The 17,435-nt window shown below is 59.1% G+C and carries 17 protein-coding genes; 12 read left to right on the forward strand and 5 right to left on the reverse strand.

What is annotated here, in order from left to right:
* Positions 1 to 18 precede the first annotated feature (18 nt).
* The 3 genes from ACR0C3_RS07190 to ACR0C3_RS07200 are packed head-to-tail and all read left to right on the forward strand — an operon-like array spanning position 19 to position 4,784.
* Positions 19 to 1,200 (forward strand): aminotransferase class I/II-fold pyridoxal phosphate-dependent enzyme, encoded by a 1,182-nt coding sequence (locus ACR0C3_RS07190; RefSeq protein WP_480757886.1) that lies wholly within the window; start codon positions 19 to 21, stop codon positions 1,198 to 1,200.
* A 14-nt stretch (positions 1,201 to 1,214) separates the two neighbouring features.
* Positions 1,215 to 4,148, forward strand: coding sequence for a DNA translocase FtsK (locus tag ACR0C3_RS07195; RefSeq protein ID WP_480757887.1), 2,934 nt, complete (start codon positions 1,215 to 1,217; stop codon positions 4,146 to 4,148).
* Between the two features lie 39 nt (positions 4,149 to 4,187).
* The gene (locus tag ACR0C3_RS07200) at positions 4,188 to 4,784 is read left to right on the forward strand and encodes an outer membrane lipoprotein carrier protein LolA (RefSeq protein ID WP_170375561.1); all 597 of its coding nucleotides are present in this window, start codon (positions 4,188 to 4,190) and stop codon (positions 4,782 to 4,784) included.
* Positions 4,785 to 4,794: 10 nt separating this feature from the next.
* Here ACR0C3_RS07200 and ACR0C3_RS07205 read toward each other — a convergent pair whose 3' ends face one another.
* On the reverse strand, positions 4,795 to 5,376 hold the full coding sequence (locus ACR0C3_RS07205; RefSeq protein WP_170375559.1) for a transglycosylase SLT domain-containing protein: 582 nt from the start codon (positions 5,374 to 5,376) through the stop codon (positions 4,795 to 4,797).
* A gap of 61 nt (positions 5,377 to 5,437) precedes the next feature.
* The gene (locus ACR0C3_RS07210; RefSeq protein ID WP_480757888.1) at positions 5,438 to 6,319 is read right to left on the reverse strand and encodes an AEC family transporter; all 882 of its coding nucleotides are present in this window, start codon (positions 6,317 to 6,319) and stop codon (positions 5,438 to 5,440) included.
* Positions 6,320 to 6,399: 80 nt separating this feature from the next.
* Between ACR0C3_RS07210 and hspQ the strand changes: the two genes are divergently transcribed.
* Positions 6,400 to 6,726 (forward strand): heat shock protein HspQ, encoded by a 327-nt coding sequence (hspQ, locus tag ACR0C3_RS07215; RefSeq protein ID WP_170375556.1) that lies wholly within the window; start codon positions 6,400 to 6,402, stop codon positions 6,724 to 6,726.
* A gap of 25 nt (positions 6,727 to 6,751) precedes the next feature.
* Here hspQ and ggt read toward each other — a convergent pair whose 3' ends face one another.
* From ggt to ACR0C3_RS07230, 3 genes are all read right to left on the reverse strand, one after another.
* Complete coding sequence (gene ggt, locus ACR0C3_RS07220; protein WP_480757889.1) at positions 6,752 to 8,329, reverse strand: gamma-glutamyltransferase; 1,578 nt, start codon at positions 8,327 to 8,329, stop codon at positions 6,752 to 6,754.
* Positions 8,330 to 8,557: 228 nt separating this feature from the next.
* A complete protein-coding gene (locus tag ACR0C3_RS07225; protein ID WP_480757890.1) occupies positions 8,558 to 9,013 on the reverse strand; it encodes an ATP-binding protein in 456 nt (151 codons plus the stop codon).
* Between the two features lie 14 nt (positions 9,014 to 9,027).
* A complete protein-coding gene (locus ACR0C3_RS07230; protein ID WP_480757891.1) occupies positions 9,028 to 9,366 on the reverse strand; it encodes an STAS domain-containing protein in 339 nt (112 codons plus the stop codon).
* A 100-nt stretch (positions 9,367 to 9,466) separates the two neighbouring features.
* On the opposite strand from ACR0C3_RS07230, the gene ACR0C3_RS07235 reads away from it, so the two are divergent.
* The 8 genes from ACR0C3_RS07235 (at position 9,467) to ACR0C3_RS07270 (ending at position 17,424) form a co-directional block, all read left to right on the forward strand.
* Positions 9,467 to 10,639, forward strand: coding sequence for a thiolase family protein (locus ACR0C3_RS07235; RefSeq protein ID WP_480757892.1), 1,173 nt, complete (start codon positions 9,467 to 9,469; stop codon positions 10,637 to 10,639).
* Between the two features lie 93 nt (positions 10,640 to 10,732).
* A complete protein-coding gene (locus ACR0C3_RS07240; protein ID WP_480757893.1) occupies positions 10,733 to 11,185 on the forward strand; it encodes a GAF domain-containing protein in 453 nt (150 codons plus the stop codon).
* 141 nt (positions 11,186 to 11,326) lie between these two features.
* Positions 11,327 to 11,896 carry an XRE family transcriptional regulator gene (locus tag ACR0C3_RS07245; protein WP_170690663.1) on the forward strand — a complete coding sequence of 190 codons (570 nt, stop codon included), beginning with the start codon at positions 11,327 to 11,329 and terminating at the stop codon, positions 11,894 to 11,896.
* Positions 11,896 to 12,519 (forward strand): LysE family translocator, encoded by a 624-nt coding sequence (locus ACR0C3_RS07250; protein WP_480757894.1) that lies wholly within the window; start codon positions 11,896 to 11,898, stop codon positions 12,517 to 12,519. Before ACR0C3_RS07245 ends, ACR0C3_RS07250 begins: the two co-directional genes overlap by 1 nt.
* A 4-nt stretch (positions 12,520 to 12,523) precedes the next feature.
* On the forward strand, positions 12,524 to 12,904 hold the full coding sequence (locus ACR0C3_RS07255) for a GFA family protein (RefSeq protein ID WP_480757895.1): 381 nt from the start codon (positions 12,524 to 12,526) through the stop codon (positions 12,902 to 12,904).
* A gap of 16 nt (positions 12,905 to 12,920) precedes the next feature.
* The gene (locus ACR0C3_RS07260; protein WP_480757896.1) at positions 12,921 to 15,368 is read left to right on the forward strand and encodes a GcvT family protein; all 2,448 of its coding nucleotides are present in this window, start codon (positions 12,921 to 12,923) and stop codon (positions 15,366 to 15,368) included.
* Positions 15,369 to 15,465: 97 nt separating this feature from the next.
* Positions 15,466 to 16,518, forward strand: coding sequence for an alcohol dehydrogenase family protein (locus ACR0C3_RS07265; protein WP_170690658.1), 1,053 nt, complete (start codon positions 15,466 to 15,468; stop codon positions 16,516 to 16,518).
* Between the two features lie 12 nt (positions 16,519 to 16,530).
* On the forward strand, positions 16,531 to 17,424 hold the full coding sequence (locus ACR0C3_RS07270; protein ID WP_480757897.1) for a homocysteine S-methyltransferase family protein: 894 nt from the start codon (positions 16,531 to 16,533) through the stop codon (positions 17,422 to 17,424).
* Positions 17,425 to 17,435 lie beyond the last annotated feature (11 nt).

Below are 17,435 nucleotides of genomic sequence, written 5' to 3' on the forward strand. Positions count from 1 at the left end.
GATATTGAGGCAGTAGATATGAATTTCCCCGAGCGGTTTTCGAACCTACCGGAATACGCATTCCCGCGTCTGCGCACCCTGTTGGACCATCATCAACCGGGCGGAGACGTGATTCACATGACCATCGGCGCGCCGATGCATGATTTCCCCGCTTGGGTCACAGACGTCATCACAGAAAACGCGGCCGGGTTTCAGGGCTATCCCCCGAATGAAGGCTCGCCCGAGCTGCGAGGTTCGATCACCAACTGGATCAAGCGCCGCTACGGCGTGACGATGGACCCCGATACCAATGTGATGGCCCTGAACGGCACGCGTGAGGGGCTGTACAATGCGGCGATGGCGCTGTGCCCTGAACAGAAGAACGGGCGAGATCCCATCATTCTGTGTCCGAACCCCTTTTATCAGGTCTATATGGTCGCCTCGATCTCGGTCCGGGCGCAGCCCTATTTCGTATCCGCCACCGCGGCGACCGGCCATTTGCCGGACTATACCAGCCTGTCTGAGGATGTGCTGAACCGGACGGTTGCCGCCTATATCTGCTCGCCTGCGAACCCGCAGGGGGCTGTCGCCTCGCGCGACTATTGGGCCGAGTTGATCGGGTTGGCCGAGAAATACGATTTCCGCATTTTCGCCGATGAGTGCTATTCCGAGATATACCGCGATGAGGCCCCAACTGGTGCCCTGACCGTCGCACAAGAGCTGGGCGCTGATCCTGAGCGGGTCCTTCTGTTCAACTCTCTGTCGAAACGGTCGAATTTGGCCGGGCTGCGCTCGGGCCTGATTGCGGGCGGTCCGGACAGTATCAAACGGGTCAAACAGCTGCGCAACTATGCGGGTGCGCCGTTGCCGCTGCCGCTACAGGCTGCCGCTGCGCGCGTCTGGGCCGACGAGACTCACGTGGTCGAGAACCGCGCGCTCTATCAGGAAAAATATGCCATCGCGGATGAGGTCTTCTCGGGCCTGCAGGGCTACATGCCGCCCGAGGCCGGGTTTTTCCTGTGGCTGCCCGTCGAGAACGGCGAAGAAACAGCGTTGAAGCTGTGGCAGGAGACCGGCGTTCGGGTCCTGCCGGGTGCATATCTTTCTCAAGGAGATCCGGGGCAAAACCCGGGCGAGCAATTTATCCGGGCCGCTTTGGTGGCTCCAAAAAAAGAGTTGCAGCAGGGGCTAATCAAGCTTCGTGACTGCATCTATTCGTGAGGTACGAGGGCAAAATGGCATCATTGAACGCGCGCAACCGCGATCCATTACTGGACAGCACGACTCAGGCCGCGATTGAGCGGCGTACCAAGGAACTGATCGGGATCGCTCTGATTCTGTTGGGGCTGGCCGCTGCGGCAATGATCTGGTCCTACACACCGGAAGATCCGAACTGGATGGTCTCGACCGACGCGCCAGTGCAGAACTGGATGGGCCGGATCGGTGCCTCGATCGCTGCGCCGTTGTTCATGATCGTTGGCTGGGGCAGCTGGGGGATCGCGCTGGTTCTGATCGGTTGGGGTGTGCGTTTCGCCGGTCATTTCGGCGAAGATCGCGCCGTGGCGCGGCTGATTTTTGCGCCGATCTGGATCGCCATCGTCTCGGTTTACGCCGCCACTCTGGTTCCGGGCGAGGTCTGGCGCGCGACCCATAGCTATGGGTTGGGCGGACTGTTTGGCGACACCGTCATGGGGGCCTTTTTGACCCTTCTGCCGATCTCCTCCCACTTCCTCGTCAAGCTGATGTCGCTGGCCATGGCCGTCGGAATGCTGGCGCTAGGCATCTTTGTTCTGGGCTTCACCAAAGTTGATGTCGCGCGTGGAACGCGGGCGTTCCTGCTTGGGCTGGTCATGTCTTACGACATGCTGATGAACCTATTGGGTCGGGGTGCCTCGGCCACGGTACAGTCTGCGCGAGAGCGTCGTGAGCAATGGAAAGAAAACCGCGCCGCGCGGATCGAGCCCGTTTTCGACGACGAGATCGCATTCGAAGACCCAATCTTCGAAGAGGTCGAGGAAGAACCCGAACCCGCCCCCAAAACCGGCCTGCTGGCCCGGATGCCAGCGCTGATCCGTCGCCCCGAGCCGCTGCCAGAGCCTGAATTGGTCGAAGCCATGCCCGTGCAGGGTTTTGATGAAATGCCGGGTGAAGATCGTATCCGCTCGAAGATTTCGGCCGCTGTGCGCAATCGTAAGGTGGCGACGGGCGAGATGGCCCCTGAACATGACCCCAACCTGCCCCTGACCAAGGGCCGCGGTCGCGGGCCGGACCCGCTGATCTTCAATCCCAGAGGGGCGGGTGAACTGCCGCCCGAGCCGCCCATGACCGCTGCTGGCCTGCCGCCCGAACCTGTTTTGTCGGCTGAGCCGACGTGGCAAGACACGGCGCATGACTATCAGCCCGAACCCGACTATGTGCCCGAGGCGAACTACATGCCCGAGGATGACTACGCCGCCCATGCCTACGACGATGACGCGGTATTCGAAGATACGGCGACACCTGAGCCCGTTGTGCCACAGCGCCCAGCCGTGAAGATCCCAGTGGCCGAGCCGCGCAAGCCTGTTGTTGCCCAACCCGTCCGACGCACTCCGCCGCCATCCCGTCGGGCGCAGGCCGAGGCGCAGCCGACCCTGTCCTTCGAAGAACGGCATTCCGATTTCGAACTGCCCCCCTTGGGCCTGTTGTCCAACCCGGCCAGCATTCAGCGTCATCACCTGAGTGACGAGGCGCTGGAAGAAAACGCGCGGATGCTGGAGAACGTGCTAGACGACTACGGCGTGAAAGGTGAGATCGTCAGCGTCCGCCCTGGTCCGGTGGTCACCATGTACGAGCTGGAACCCGCGCCGGGTCTGAAAGCGAGCCGGGTGATTGGTCTGGCCGACGATATCGCGCGATCGATGTCGGCGCTGTCGGCTCGTGTTTCGACCTTGCCGGGCCGCTCGGTGATCGGGATCGAACTGCCCAATGAAAACCGCGAGATGGTGGTGCTGCGTGAAATCCTCGCCAGCCGTGATTTCGGGGATGGCAACCATGCGCTGCCTCTGGCGCTGGGTAAGGATATCGGCGGTGAGTCCGTTGTGGCGAACCTGGCCAAGATGCCTCACCTGCTGATCGCGGGTACGACCGGCTCGGGTAAGTCTGTGGCGATCAACACCATGATCCTGTCGCTGCTTTACAAGCTGTCGCCGGACGAATGCCGCCTGATCATGATCGACCCCAAGATGCTGGAACTGTCGGTTTATGATGGCATTCCGCATCTGCTGTCCCCCGTTGTGACCGACCCGAAAAAGGCGGTTGTGGCTCTGAAATGGGTCGTGGGCGAGATGGAGGATCGCTATCGCAAGATGTCCAAAATGGGTGTCCGTAACATCGCCGGCTACAACGGTCGCGTGAAGGACGCGCTGGCCAAGGGCGAGATGTTCAGCCGCACGGTCCAGACGGGCTTTGACGATGAAACCGGCGAGCCTACTTTTGAGACGGAAGAGTTCGCGCCCGAGGCGATGCCCTATATCGTTGTTATCGTCGACGAGATGGCCGACCTGATGATGGTCGCGGGCAAAGAGATCGAAGCCTGCATTCAGCGACTGGCGCAGATGGCGCGTGCCTCGGGTATTCACCTGATCATGGCGACGCAGCGCCCTTCGGTTGACGTGATCACCGGTACGATCAAGGCGAACTTCCCGACCCGGATCTCGTTCCAGGTGACCTCAAAGGTCGACAGCCGCACCATTCTGGGCGAGATGGGCGCCGAGCAACTGCTGGGGCAGGGTGACATGCTGTATATGGCGGGTGGCGCCAAGATTACCCGCTGCCACGGCCCGTTTGTGTCGGACGAAGAGGTCGAAGAAATCGTCAACCATCTGAAGCAATTCGGTCCGCCCGATTACATGAGCGGTGTGGTCGATGGCCCGGCTGAGGAAAAAGCCGATAACATCGACGCCGTATTGGGTTTGAGCACCGGTGGCAACACCAACGGCGAAGACGCGCTTTACGATCAGGCGGTGGCGATTGTGATAAAGGATCGCAAATGCTCGACCTCTTACATCCAGCGGAAACTTGCCATCGGCTACAACAAGGCCGCCCGTCTGGTCGAACAGATGGAGGACGAAGGCGTTGTTTCGGCGGCAAATCACGTCGGTAAGCGGGAAATCCTCGTCCCAGAGCAGTAGGATATTTAATAACAAGGGCAGAAGCCTTATCTGAGTCGTATGAAACAGATTGCTTTTGCCCTTGCTTTGACACTGGCCGCGCCTGCCGCATGGGCGGCGGACAAGCTGCCGCTGTCGGAGATCTCCAATTATCTGAACAAGATGAAAACGGTTCAGACCAGCTTTACCCAAGTAAACGATGATGGTTCGCTCAGTACCGGCAAGCTATGGATTCAACGGCCCGGTAAGATGCGGTTCGAATATGATCCGCCCGACAGTGCTGTTGTTCTTGCGCGTTCGGGGAGTGTTCAGATCTTTGATCCGAAATCCAACCAGCCGCCCGAACAATACCCGCTAAAACGGACGCCTCTGTCACTTGTGCTGGCTCGGAACGTGAATCTGGGGCAGGCCAATATGGTCGTTGGTCACGACTTTGACGGGACCGCAACCGTTGTGACGGCACAGGATCCTAAAAACCCCGAGTCCGGGCGGATTGAGCTGATGTTTACGGACAACCCCGTCGAGCTGCGGAAATGGGTGATCCACGATAATGCAGGCAGTCAAACCACGGTTCTTCTGGGGGAACTGACCGAGGGCGGACGCCTCGATCAGAGCTTGTTCTCGAACAGCAAACGGGTCGGGTCTAGCGACCGCTGACCCGCCCAAGTCAGTAGCGGCAGCTGGCCAGCTGAGCTTGATACAGGTTGGCCCGTGCATCGACATCGCTGGCCACATTCAATAGCCAGGATTTCTGGTTGTAGCTGCCGCGCGCATAGCCTGTATGACCTTCGTGATAGGCCAGATACTGGTTGCGCGTGTCGCCCAGGTTGATGCCGTTCCGCTCGTAGGTTTTGTTCATGTACCAGCCGATGAAATCGGACGCGTCGCGAATTCGGTCCCGCTTGGCGCGGCGTTTTCCGGTTTCACGCTGGTATTCTTCCCACGTGCCGTCCAGAGCCTGGCTGTAGCCAAAGGCGCTGCTCTGCCGACCCATCGGGATCACGCCCAGCACATAGCGGTGAGGGGTGCGCGCATCATGACGATAGCGGCTTTCCTGATAGATCGTCGCCATCTGAACGTGAACGGGGACACCCCATTTCCGCTCGGTTTTTTTGAAGGCTTTGATGTAGTCAGGTTTCTCGCGCGCAATGCTGCACGCGTCATTTAGTCTGCTGGGTGGCTGTTTAGACCCGCCACCACAGGATGCCAAAAGCAGCACCCCTAGGAGTACGAATAGAATTCTGCTCATGTGCCTCGTGCCTTTTTTCAGGCATTCTAGCGCAGATTGAGCGCTGAGGAAATCACAATCGTTACAGAACGATAGCCAAAACACCCGGTAACGCGGCGACAGACAGCACCGTTGAGACCATAACCATGCCTGCTACGGCGTCTGCGTCGGCCTCAAACCGCTCGGCCAGCAGGTATGAAGTGACAGCGACCGGGGTACACATTTGCAAGACCAGAACACCGAATGCGATGGTTTCAAGCCCGAAGAGGATGGCAACGCCCCATCCGAGGGCAAAGCAGACCACCAGCTTGAGAAGCGACAGCCAAATGGCCTGGCGAAGACTGCGAGAGGTCAGGCGCGCGATCGCAACTCCGACGGTCACAAGCATCATCGGAACAGCCATTTGCCCCAGCAAATCCAAGGTGTTGGTTAGGAACAGAGGCGTTTCCCAGTCTTGCCACAAGAACAGCGCCCCCAGCAGCGTGGCCCAGACCATGGGCTGACGGATGACCTGTCCGAAAGCGCCTTTGCCCGCGACCAGATAGATCCCGTAGGTAAAGGAAAACAGCGCGGTCACGGCCAGAAAGATCACGGCATATCCCAAACCGGCCTGACCAAATGCAAAGATGCATAGGGGAAGGCCCAAATTGCCGGTGTTTCCGAAGATCAGCGGCGAAAGGTAGGTGCGTTGCTCAAGCTTTAGCACCTTTACAATGATCCAGAACACGACCGCGAGAACCAGATTGGCCGCAATGGTGGCCAGAGTGAACCTTGACAGGTCACCACCCGGAATTTCGGTCTGCATCAAGGCCACGAAAATCAGGCTGGGGACTGCCAGCGTCATTGCAAAACGCGTCACAAACTGTAGGCGGTATTCAAAGCCAAGCTTGACCCAGACAAAGCCGATTGCTGACAAAAGGAACACGGGTGCCGCAATTTCGAACACTGTCAGTAAGAGGTTCACAGACTGTTTCCCTTAATTTCACATCAATGATTGGCTTTTCTGCCCGGAAAGAGGTAGTAACCTCTTTGGGGGCTGAAACAATGCTAAAGACACATGCCAAGTACGGCCTGGGACAAGTTGTGCGACATAAGAAACATCCCTTCCGAGGGGTGATTTTTGACGTGGATCCAGAGTTTTCAAATACCGAGGAATGGTACGAAGCCATCCCAGAAGACAGTCGGCCGATCAAGGATCAGCCGTTCTATCACCTGTTGGCTGAGAACGATCAATCCTTCTATGTTGCTTATGTTTCAGAACAAAATCTGATCGAGGACCGATCGGGTGAGCCGGTTGAGCATCCCGACATCCCTAACATGTTCGGCCCATTCGAAGATGGATCCTACCCGCTGCACTTCCATCTGAACTGAGCGGGGCGGCGCGCCTGCGCGTTGATCAATACCCCAACGCGCAACCGTCCTTTCTGGGGTCACTAGCCCCCTCCAAAACACCGTCTTCACGGATTCGTATGGCCTGTGCGCCACCCAGTGGAGTTTCTGGGACCTCCACAGTGTGACCCATTTCGCTTAATTGTTGAGCAACCGCTTCGGGGAACCCGCGCTCGAGCTTCAGGATGCCTCCGTCGGCGAAGGCACGGGGGGCGTTGATGGCCTCTTGCAGGTCAAAACCGAAATCCATCAGGTTTGACACGAACCGCGCATGTCCTGTGGGTTGATACGCCCCACCCATGACGCCGAAGGGCATCATCACGCGGTTGTTCTCGGCCAGCATGCCGGGAATGATCGTGTGCATCGGGCGTTTGCCGCCACCCAGCTCATTTGGGTGCCCGGCTTGCAGGGTGAAGCCTGCGCCGCGGTTTTGCAGCAAGATGCCGTATTTCTCGGATGCGATCCCCGAGCCGAAACTGTGGAAGATCGAATAGATCAACGACACGGTCATCTGATCGCGGTCGACGACTGTAATGTAGACGGTGTCCTTGTGGATCGCTTCGGTCAGCGGGGCGGCAGCGGGCATAGCCTGTTTCGGATCAATCAAAGCCGCGAGGGATGCGGCGATGTCTTTGTCCAAAAACCGCTCGGCCCGCGCCATATGATCGGGATCTGCGATGAAGCGGTTGCGTGCGTCATAGGCCAGTTTCGTAGCTTCGGCCTCGATGTGGACCCGTTCCGCGCCCAATGGGTTCATGCTGGCAAGGTCAAAATGCTTGAGGATATTCAGTAGCAAAATCGCCGTTGCGCCTTGGCCGTTGGGGGGATGCTCGACCAGATCAACGCCCTGATAGGTGCCGCGCATCGGATCGGAGGGGGTGCATTGGGTCGATTGGAAATCCTCGGCGGTGTGGAGGCCCCCCAAGGCGGAAAGGGCGGCGATCATATCCTCCGCGATTTCACCAGAATAGAAGGCATCCCGGCCATCCTTTGCCGCCCGTCGTAGAACCTCGGCCTGTTTTGGCGCTCGAAAGACCTGACCTGTCTTGGGTACTTGCCCCTGTATCAAATAGTGATCCCGCGCGGCCCCCTGAAGGGTCGGTTCGCCATTGCGCCAGTCGAAAGAAACGCGTGGAGCAACCGGCACACCCCGTTCCGCATAGTGAATGGCCGGTTGCAGAATGGCATCCAGCCCCAGTAGGCCTTCGGTTTGGCTTAGATGACAGAACGCGTCGACCGCGCCCGGTATTGTAACTGCGTCTGGGCTGGTCAGAGGCACCAAGGTCAAGCCTCGATCCCGCAGTGTGCTGGCTTGCGCAGCAGCAGGTGCCCGGCCTGAGCCATTCAACGCTCGGATCTGGTTTTCCCCCGCGCGATTGTAGAGGACAAAGCAATCGCCCCCCAATCCGGTCATCTGCGGCTCGCAAATCCCCAGCAAGACGGCCCCGGCAATGGCTGCATCCATGGCATTGCCACCGCGTTCCAGAATGTCGACGGCGGTTTTCGCCGCGAGGGGGTGCGACGTCGCACACATCCCGTTTGTGGCCAAAACTTCGGACCGGCCCGGCTTGTGTAAATCCCGCATCATCATCCCCTTACGTTGAACACCGCGAACCTATCGCGCAGGGAATGATTGTCCAGTTCTTCAATGAGGGTAGAGAGGTTCCTCGGCGCCGTTCACTGGGTGGGGGCTGTGACACTTGGCGCCGAGGGAAGCTATCTGAGCTACGGTGACATGTTTGACAGTCGTTTGGGGCGGCGTGATGGTTCGAAAAAGGCCTTATTGTGGCTATTTCGCGTCAAATACTCTGGTTCATTCGGGCATTGGGACGTCAAACCGCAATGACAAAATATTACAACCATCGCGACGCTCATACCGAATCTCGTTGGTCAGTTCGTGAACAAGATACCACCCGAAGCCCCCTTCTGGCAGGTCCTGCAGGCTGGTCTCAACTGAGGCCGGGGTCCCATCCGGAGGTTTGCAGCCGGGCAGCGGACGCCCCGTATCCGATATCAGAATGTCCAGCTGGTTTTGCTCCAACCGGCAACAGACCTGCACTTTGGCGGGTTCAATGCCAGAATAGGCATGCTCGACGACGTTGTTGATCGCTTCCGCCAAGGCAATCTTCACGTCGTCCGCTTTTTCGACAGGCAAGCCGTGTCGGGCCAGGCCTGCGCTCAATTCCGCAATGCCAGTACTGGCTTCCGCTTCAATCGCCGGAAAGCTCAGGTGCAGGCAGGTTTGATCACTGGACGGCGTTACACACATCTACGTTGGCCGCGTTACTCTGCTTGCGCCGACAGCGCGTCGTCCAGGGAATCGTACAACCTGAAAACGGTGTCCATTCGCGTTAAGCGAAACACTTTTTCGACCACGGGTTGCAGCCCGGCCAGATCCAGCCGGCGCTCGTTTCCAACTTGTTTCATCGAGGCGACGATGGCCCCCAATCCGCTTGAATCAATGAATTCCACGCCCGCCAGATCCAGAACGATGCGAGCTGCGTCGGTTTCTATTTCGCGGCGCATGTCTTCCTTGAACTGGATCGCGATGGCTGCATCTATCCGTTCCGAATGAACGGTAATGATTTGCGCCGCGTCGGTTGTTGTGCTGGTCAGCCCCATGATTGACCGCCCTTTTCAGCTGAAATTACGTCGTAGAAATACGCTAGACGGCAAATCTTACCATTCGGTATTCAAGTTCCGACAAGAGGAGGGATTTCCAATGAAAGACGTAGTGATCGCAGGCGCGGCCCGCACACCTATGGGTGGGTTCCAGGGCATGTTCGATGGAGTTCCCGCTGCCGAACTTGGTGGAACCGCGATTCGCGCCGCCTTGCAGCAGGCGGGCGCGGAAACTGTCGACGAAGTCCTGATGGGCTGTGTGCTTCCGGCGGGGCAAGGGCAGGCCCCAGCACGTCAGGCGGGATTTGCTGCGGGGTTGGGCGAAGAGGTGCCCGCCACGACCCTCAACAAGATGTGCGGTTCTGGTATGAAGGCCGCCATGATCGCGTTTGATCAGATCGCTTTGGGCCACACAGATACCATGATCGCGGGCGGGATGGAGAGTATGACAAACGCGCCCTACATGCTGCCCAAGATGCGCGGTGGTGCGCGGATCGGGCATGGGCAGGTCGTAGACCATATGTTTCTGGACGGGCTTGAAGATGCCTATGACAAAGGCCGCCTGATGGGAACGTTTGCCGAAGACTGCGCTGAGACCTATCAGTTCACCCGTGAGGCGCAGGATGAATACGCGCTGCAATCCCTCTCGAACGCGCTGGCCGCTCAGGACAGTGGCGCATTTGATGGGGAAATCGCAGCGGTCACGGTGCAAACCCGCAAGGGGGCGTTGGTGCTTGAGGCAGATGAGCAACCCAAATCCGCCCGACCCGAGAAAATCTCGACGCTGAAACCAGCCTTCCGTCAGGATGGCACGGTGACGGCGGCCAATTCCTCTTCCATTTCTGACGGAGCGGCCGCTCTCGTTCTGGCCTCTGCAGACGCCGCCCAAGCACAAGGTCTAACCGTCCGCGCGCGCATCTTGGGCCACGCCAGCCATGCGCAAGCACCGGGCCTGTTCACAACCGCTCCGGTTCCAGCGGCGCAAAAGCTGTTGGATCGTCTAGGCTGGACCAAAGATGATGTGGACCTGTGGGAGGTGAATGAGGCGTTCGCCGTGGTTCCAATGGCCTTCATGCACGAAATGGGCCTGCCGCGCGACAAGGTCAACGTCAATGGCGGAGCCTGCGCCCTCGGCCACCCAATCGGTGCATCTGGCGCTCGGATCATGGTCACCCTTCTGAACGCGCTGGAAAAACGCGGCCTGAAACGCGGGATCGCAGCCATCTGCATCGGCGGCGGAGAAGGAACGGCAATCGCCATCGAACGCAATTGACCCTTCATCTTTTTGCAAATACTCCGGGGGTGAATTGAGCCTTTGGCTCAAGAGGGGGCAGCGCCCCAAAACCCGGATCGGAGCAGTGCCAACATGACCGTCGACTATGACACCCTCGCCAAAACAATCGCCTCGCTGACCGAAGGCGAAACCGATCAGATCTCCCTGATGGCGACAATTGCTTGCGAGGTGCATCACGCCGATAGTCGCTTTGACTGGACGGGGTTCTACCGCGTCACCGAACCGGGCCTGCTGAAAATCGGCCCCTATCAAGGCGGTCACGGCTGTCTGGTCATCCCGTTCGAGCGCGGCGTATGCGGCGCAGCCGCGCGCACGGGTGAGGTGCATCTGGTTCCGGATGTGGATGACTTTCCGGGTCATATCGCCTGCGCATCTTCCACAAGGTCAGAGCTTGTTTTGCCGGTACGCGATGCCTCGGGCGCAGTTATTGCCGTGTTTGACATCGATAGCGACCAGCCGGATGCTTTCACGGATGTTGACGCGTCCGAACTGACCAAAATTCTTCAAATCGTGTTCTCCGCCTAGCGGCAACCCTAACTAAATCCTTGTGGATCTTGGATTTGGTCGCTGACCTACAATTTGCCGTGAAAAAGCGCTTTGAAATTTCACGGAACTGAGGCATCGTGAAAAACGTAACAGGAATTTCACGAGAATCGGAGTCTGGCTTTGAACACGCAAACCCCTCAGCGCGCGACGCTCGGAGCGGACTTGCGGGCCTTGCGCAAGGCAAGAGGTTTGACGCTGACTGAAATCGCCGACCGCCTGAACCGCTCGGTCGGCTGGCTGAGTCAGGTCGAGCGGGACATGTCCGACCCTTCAATCTCGGACCTGCGTCAGATCGCGGAATGCCTGGGCGTTCCCATGTCGATGCTGTTTTCGCATTCCGCAGCCCCGGTCGAGGAGCAGGGCTATGTGGTCCGCGCCGTGTCACGACGCCCGATGGGTTCAGGCGAGGAAGGCTTGATCGAGGAACTTCTGTCGCCAGACCTGACCGATGATTTCGAGATGGTGCATTCCACCTTTGAGCCCCGATCCAAAATGCAAAAACCCGCGGACCGACCAACGCAGGAGGTCGGCTATATCATCTCGGGTCAACTGGACCTGACGATCGGCGTGCGGCACTTCACGGTCGGGCCGGGCGACAGTTTCCGCATCAAGCACGAACCCTATCAATGGGCAAACCCCTATGATGAGCCCGCCGTGGCCATCTGGGTCATTGCACCACCGGTATACTGATGAGCTTTGAGGCCTGGACCATATTCGCGCTGTTCTGGGTGGTGTTCGTCACCACTCCGGGCCCGAATGCGGTCAATTGTATCTCAAACGGTATGAGCTTACCCTTCCCGAAGGCGATGCTTGGGGTGCTTGCGATCCTCACACAGGCCAGTGCGTTTTTAGTCTTGTCGGCGCTGGGCATAACGGCATTGATCGCAGCCTCACCTACCGCGTTTTTCATCGCCAAACTGATCGGGGCGGGGTTTCTGATCTGGGTGGGCATTCGCGGATGGATCAACGCAAAACGGCCAGCGCCTGCCACTGAACGCCCGGCGCGGCATGTCTATCTGCATGCGCTGGCGGTGGCGACAATCAATCCAAAAAGCGTTGCTGGTTATCTGGCGGCCTTTTCGCAATTCGTGCAGCCCGACGTACCGATTTGGCAGCAGATGGGGGTGATCATGCCGACCGCTCTGATCATCACGACGCTTAGCTATACCGGCTTCACTCTGCTTGGCGCCCTGATGGGCAAGGCGGCATTGGGGGCTGTGTTCAATATCTGGGTCCGCCGGATCATGGCGACCTGTTTCATCATCTATGGCGTGTTGCTGGGTGCCAGCTCTGCGCCCGCAGCAAGGGGGTAGCTATATGAAGACGGGATCCTGCCTTTGCGGCAAAGTTGCGTTTACGATTGACGGAGACCTCTCGCCGCCCTCTGCCTGCCATTGCGGTCAGTGCCGCAAACAATCGGGTCATGTCTGGTCATCGACATGGACGCATCAGGACAACCTGAGCTTCACCGCCAGTGACACGCTGCGTTGGTTCCGCGCCTCAGAGACCGCCCGGCGCGGGTTCTGCAGCGAATGCGGCTCATTCCTGTTCTGGCAGCACAATGAAGAAGACACGATTTCGATCTCGATGGGGGCGCTCAGCGCACCGACGGGCCTGAAACTCTCAAAGCACATCTTTGTCGCGGACAAAGGTGACTACTACGACATCTCAGACGATCTGCCCCAGCGGGCACAGTAACAGAGGATCAAAACACATGAGTGATTTTCCAACCAAGGCCCGTGTGGTCATCATCGGTGGCGGCGTTGTCGGCTGCTCATCCTTGTATCATCTGGCGAAAAAAGGCTGGACGGACTGCGTTCTGCTGGAAAAGAACGAACTGACTGCGGGGTCTACATGGCACGCGGCGGGCAACGTGCCGACCTTCTCGACTTCGTGGGCGATCATGAACATGCAGCGCTATTCGACCGAGCTGTATTCGCGTCTGGCCGAAGAAGTCGACTATCCCATGAACTACCACGTCTCGGGGTCGATCCGTCTTGCGCATAGCAAAGAGCGCATGCAGGAATTCGAACGCGCGATGTCGATGGGCCTGTACCAGGGCATACCGATGGAGATGTGGACCCCGGAGCAGGCGAAAGAACGCTACCCGTTCCTTGAAACCCATGATCTTGAGGGCGTGCTGTACGACCCGACCGATGGTGACATCGACCCGGCGCAGCTGACACAAGCCTTCGCCAAAGGCGCGCGTGATCTGGGCCAAAAAATCATCCGCTTCTGCCCGGCCACCGATGTAACGCAGCACGATGACGGCACTTGGACCGTTCACACCGAAAAGGGCGACATCGCCTGCGACTATGTTGTCAACGCGGCCGGATACTACGCGCAGCGCATCGGTGAGATGTTCAAACCCTATGGCGGCCGCATGGTGCCCGCCATGGTCATGAGCCACCAGTATCTGCTGACCGATGAAGTCCCCGAGGTTGAAGCATGGTCGAAGGAGAACGGTGGCAAACTGCCTCTGCTGCGCGACGTGGATATCTCATACTACCTGCGTCAGGAAAAGAACGGCTTCAACCTTGGCCCCTACGAGCCCAACTGTAAGGGCGAGTGGATGACCGAAGACGATCCGATGCCCGAGGATTTCAGCTTCCAGCTTTGGAACGACGATCTGGACCGGATTGAGGACATCATCACCGACGCGATGGAACGGGTTCCGCTGATGGCAACCTCGGGGGTTGGTCGCGTGATCAACGGCCCGATCCCTTACGCGCCGGACGGTCTGCCGATGATCGGCCCAATGCCCGGTGTGAAGAACGCATTTGAAGCGCACAGCTTTACCTTCGGCATCGCGCAAGGTGGTGGTGCAGGCAAAGTACTGGCCGAATGGATCGTTGATGGCCACACCGAATGGGATATGTGGGCCGTCGATCCGCGCCGCTACACCGACTACACAGATCAGGACTACTGCAACCAGAAGGGCATGGAGGTCTACGGCAACGAATACGCCATGCACTTCCCGCACCACGAATGGCCTGCTGCGCGCGACAAGAAGCTGTCGCCAGTCCATGCCAAGGTCAAAGAACTCGGCGGTGTCATGGGGGCCTATAACGGCTGGGAACGTGCCAACTGGTTTGCCAAGCCGGGCGACGACACCTCGCTGGAAGCAACGCATACATGGGGCCGCTCCGGCCCGTGGGAGCAGCGCATCAAGGAAGAGTGCGAAGCCGTACGAGACAATTGCGGCGTGCTGGACCTGCCGGGCTTCTCGCGTTTCATGGTCAAAGGTGAAGGCGCTGCCGAAGCTCTGCGTGGCCTGATCACCGGTGGTCTGCCCAAAATTGGCCGCATCAACCTCGTCTACATTTCGGACGACCGTGGCCGTATCCTGACCGAGATGTCCTGTATCCGACTAGGCGAGGATGAGTTCGTGATGATCACGGCCGCTACCGCGCAGTGGCACGACCGCGACATCCTGATGTCAGCAATGCCAGAAAGTGTTTCGGTCGAGGACGTCACTACCACTCGTGACACGCTGATAGTGACCGGCCCGAAATCGCGCGAGATTCTCTCGGGCCTCAGCAATGCGGATCTGTCCACCGGCTGGCTGACGCATCAATCCGCGACCGTGGCGGGCAAACCGGCCTTCCTGATCCGCGTCTCCTTCGCCGGAGAGCTGGGGTGGGAGGTTCACGCCCTCAACGAAGACATGCCGGCGATCTACGAAGCGATCCTCGACGCGGGTGCGACCCCGTTCGGCATGTACGCCCTGAACTCGCTGCGTATCGAGAAAGGCTACCGTGCGTGGAAGGGCGATCTGTCGACCGACTACTCGCTGCTGGAAGGCGGGCTGGAGCGGTTCGTCAAACTGGATAAACCGCAGAACTTCCCCGGCAAGTCCGCAATCCTGAACGAAAAGCAACAGGGTGTGAAGAAATCCTTTGTCACGCTGACAGTGGACGCAGGCGATTGCGACGCGCCTTACATGTCTTGCATCTGGCAGGGCGATCAGATCGTGGGCGAGACGACCTCGGGCGCATGGGGCTATCGTGTTGGCAAGTCTATCGCGCTGGGCATGGTCAAGACCGAGGTCGCAAACCCGGGCACAGAGCTTGAGGTTGAGATCTACGGCCAGAAGTACCGGGCTGTGGTGCAGGAAGACCAGCCGCTCTGGGATCCCGCCAACGAGCGTCTGCGCGCCTGATCCCTTTGGGGATTGCCAAATTGGCACAAAACTCCAAGCTGGGGCCCATGGCGGGCCCCAGTCTGCCTTTCACCAAAGTCCAAATCGGAAGGCTGAAATGACGATCCCTGCACATATGTCCGGCGTTTACCTCACTCATCACGGCGGGCCGGAGGCTTTGCAGTGGCGCGAGGATATTCCCGTTCCAACGCCCGGTCCCGGGCAGGTTCTGGTCCGCGTCGCAGCTGCCGGGGTCAACAACACCGATATCAATACGCGGGTCGGGTGGTACTCTTCGGACGTGACCGGGGCCACCGATGACGTCGATCAGGATATCGATGCCGGAGGGTGGGGCGGCGCGCTTCAATTCCCTCGAATTCAAGGCGGCGACCTGTGCGGCATTGTCGAAGCAGCCGGTCCGGGTTCAGGGTTTCAACCCGGTCAGCGCGTGACCTGCCCGATCAATCTGCCGCGCCCGCGACCTGGCCATCCACAGGGGTTTATTGCCTTAGGCTCTGAGATTGATGGCGCCTTTGCCCAATACTGTCTGGTCGAAGCGAATGATCTCTACGATGTCTCTGCCTCGCCATTGTCAGATACCGAGATCGCGGCCATTCCCTGCGCCTTTGGCACGGCCGAGAACCTTTTGACCCGCGCCGGGGTCACCGCTGGCCACAAGGTGCTGATCACGGGCGCTTCGGGCGGTGTCGGTCTGGCGGCGGTGCAACTGGCTCGCCTGCGCGGCGCGTCCGTCTGGGGCATAACCGGTGCCGCCAAGGCCGAGGTTGTGAAATCCCAAGGCGCGGTTGAGACCTTTGATCGCGATGCTGCGTTACCTGCAGACATGTTCGACGTCGCGATTGACGTGGTTGGAGGCCCTAAATGGGCGCGCCTCGTGCTGGCCCTGAAACCCGGCGGGCACTACGCTGTATCAGGTGCGATTGCAGGCCCGATGGTGCAGGCCGATCTGCGCGACATCTACCTGCGCGATATTACCATTCACGGCTGCACTCACCAATCGCCTGAGGTGTTTGGCCGTCTGGCTGAGCTGATGAATGCCGGTCGGATCAAGCCTTTGATTTCCCGCACCTATCCCCTAAGGGATATTGCTAAGGCACAAGAGGATTTCCAATCCAAAGCGTTGCCGGGGAAATTGGTGCTGATCCCGTAAGGAGTTTATGACATGGCCGAAATTACTCTGTTAGATGGCTCGATCGGGCAGGAGCTGGTCAATCGCAGCGGTAATCAACCGACGCCGCTCTGGTCGACGCGGGTGATGATGGATCAACCGGAATTGGTGCGCGAGGTTCATGCCGAATACTTCCGGCGCGGGGCCACAGTTGCGACAACCAACACCTATGCCGTCCACCGCTCGCGCCTTGTGCGCGAAGGGATCGAGGACCAGTTGGCGCAATTGATCCACACCGCCGTGTCTCAGGCCGATCTGGCGCGCGCAGGGAATGGCGGGCGCATTGCCGGAGCGCTCGGGCCGCTATTGGCCTCCTACAGACCCGATCTCGAGCCTGATCCGGAGGAGGCCGGACGCAAATTCGCTGAACTGGTCGCGCTTATGGGGGATGGTGTGGACCTGATCCTGATCGAAACCGTCTCGTCGGTGATGGAGGCCGAAGGCGCCCTGAGGGGCACTGCTGGCTGCGGGAAACCTGTGTGGCTGGCCCTGTCTCCGATGGATGAGGACGGAACGCGTCTGCGATCCGGCGAGCCTTTGGATCAGATTGCCCCCTTGGTCGAGCGTTACAATCCGCAAGCGGTGTTGATCAACTGCACCCGTCCCGAAGCGGTGCCAGCCGGGCTTGAGATATTGTCAGGGATGGGGCTGCCCTACGGCGCCTATGCCAACGGCTTCACGCATATCGCCGAGGGGTTTTTGCAAGACGCTCCCACGGTTGATAGTCTCGCACAGCGCCACGACCTAAGCCCCGAGGCCTATGCCGACCACGCGATGGCCTGGGTCGACCAAGGCGCAACAATCGTTGGCGGATGCTGCGAGATCGGCCCGGATCATATCGAGGCCCTCGCGCGTCGCCTGGAATCAGCCGGTCATCGGATCGTCTGAACCGACAAGGG

Source organism: Ruegeria sp. CK3, assembly GCF_056536565.1.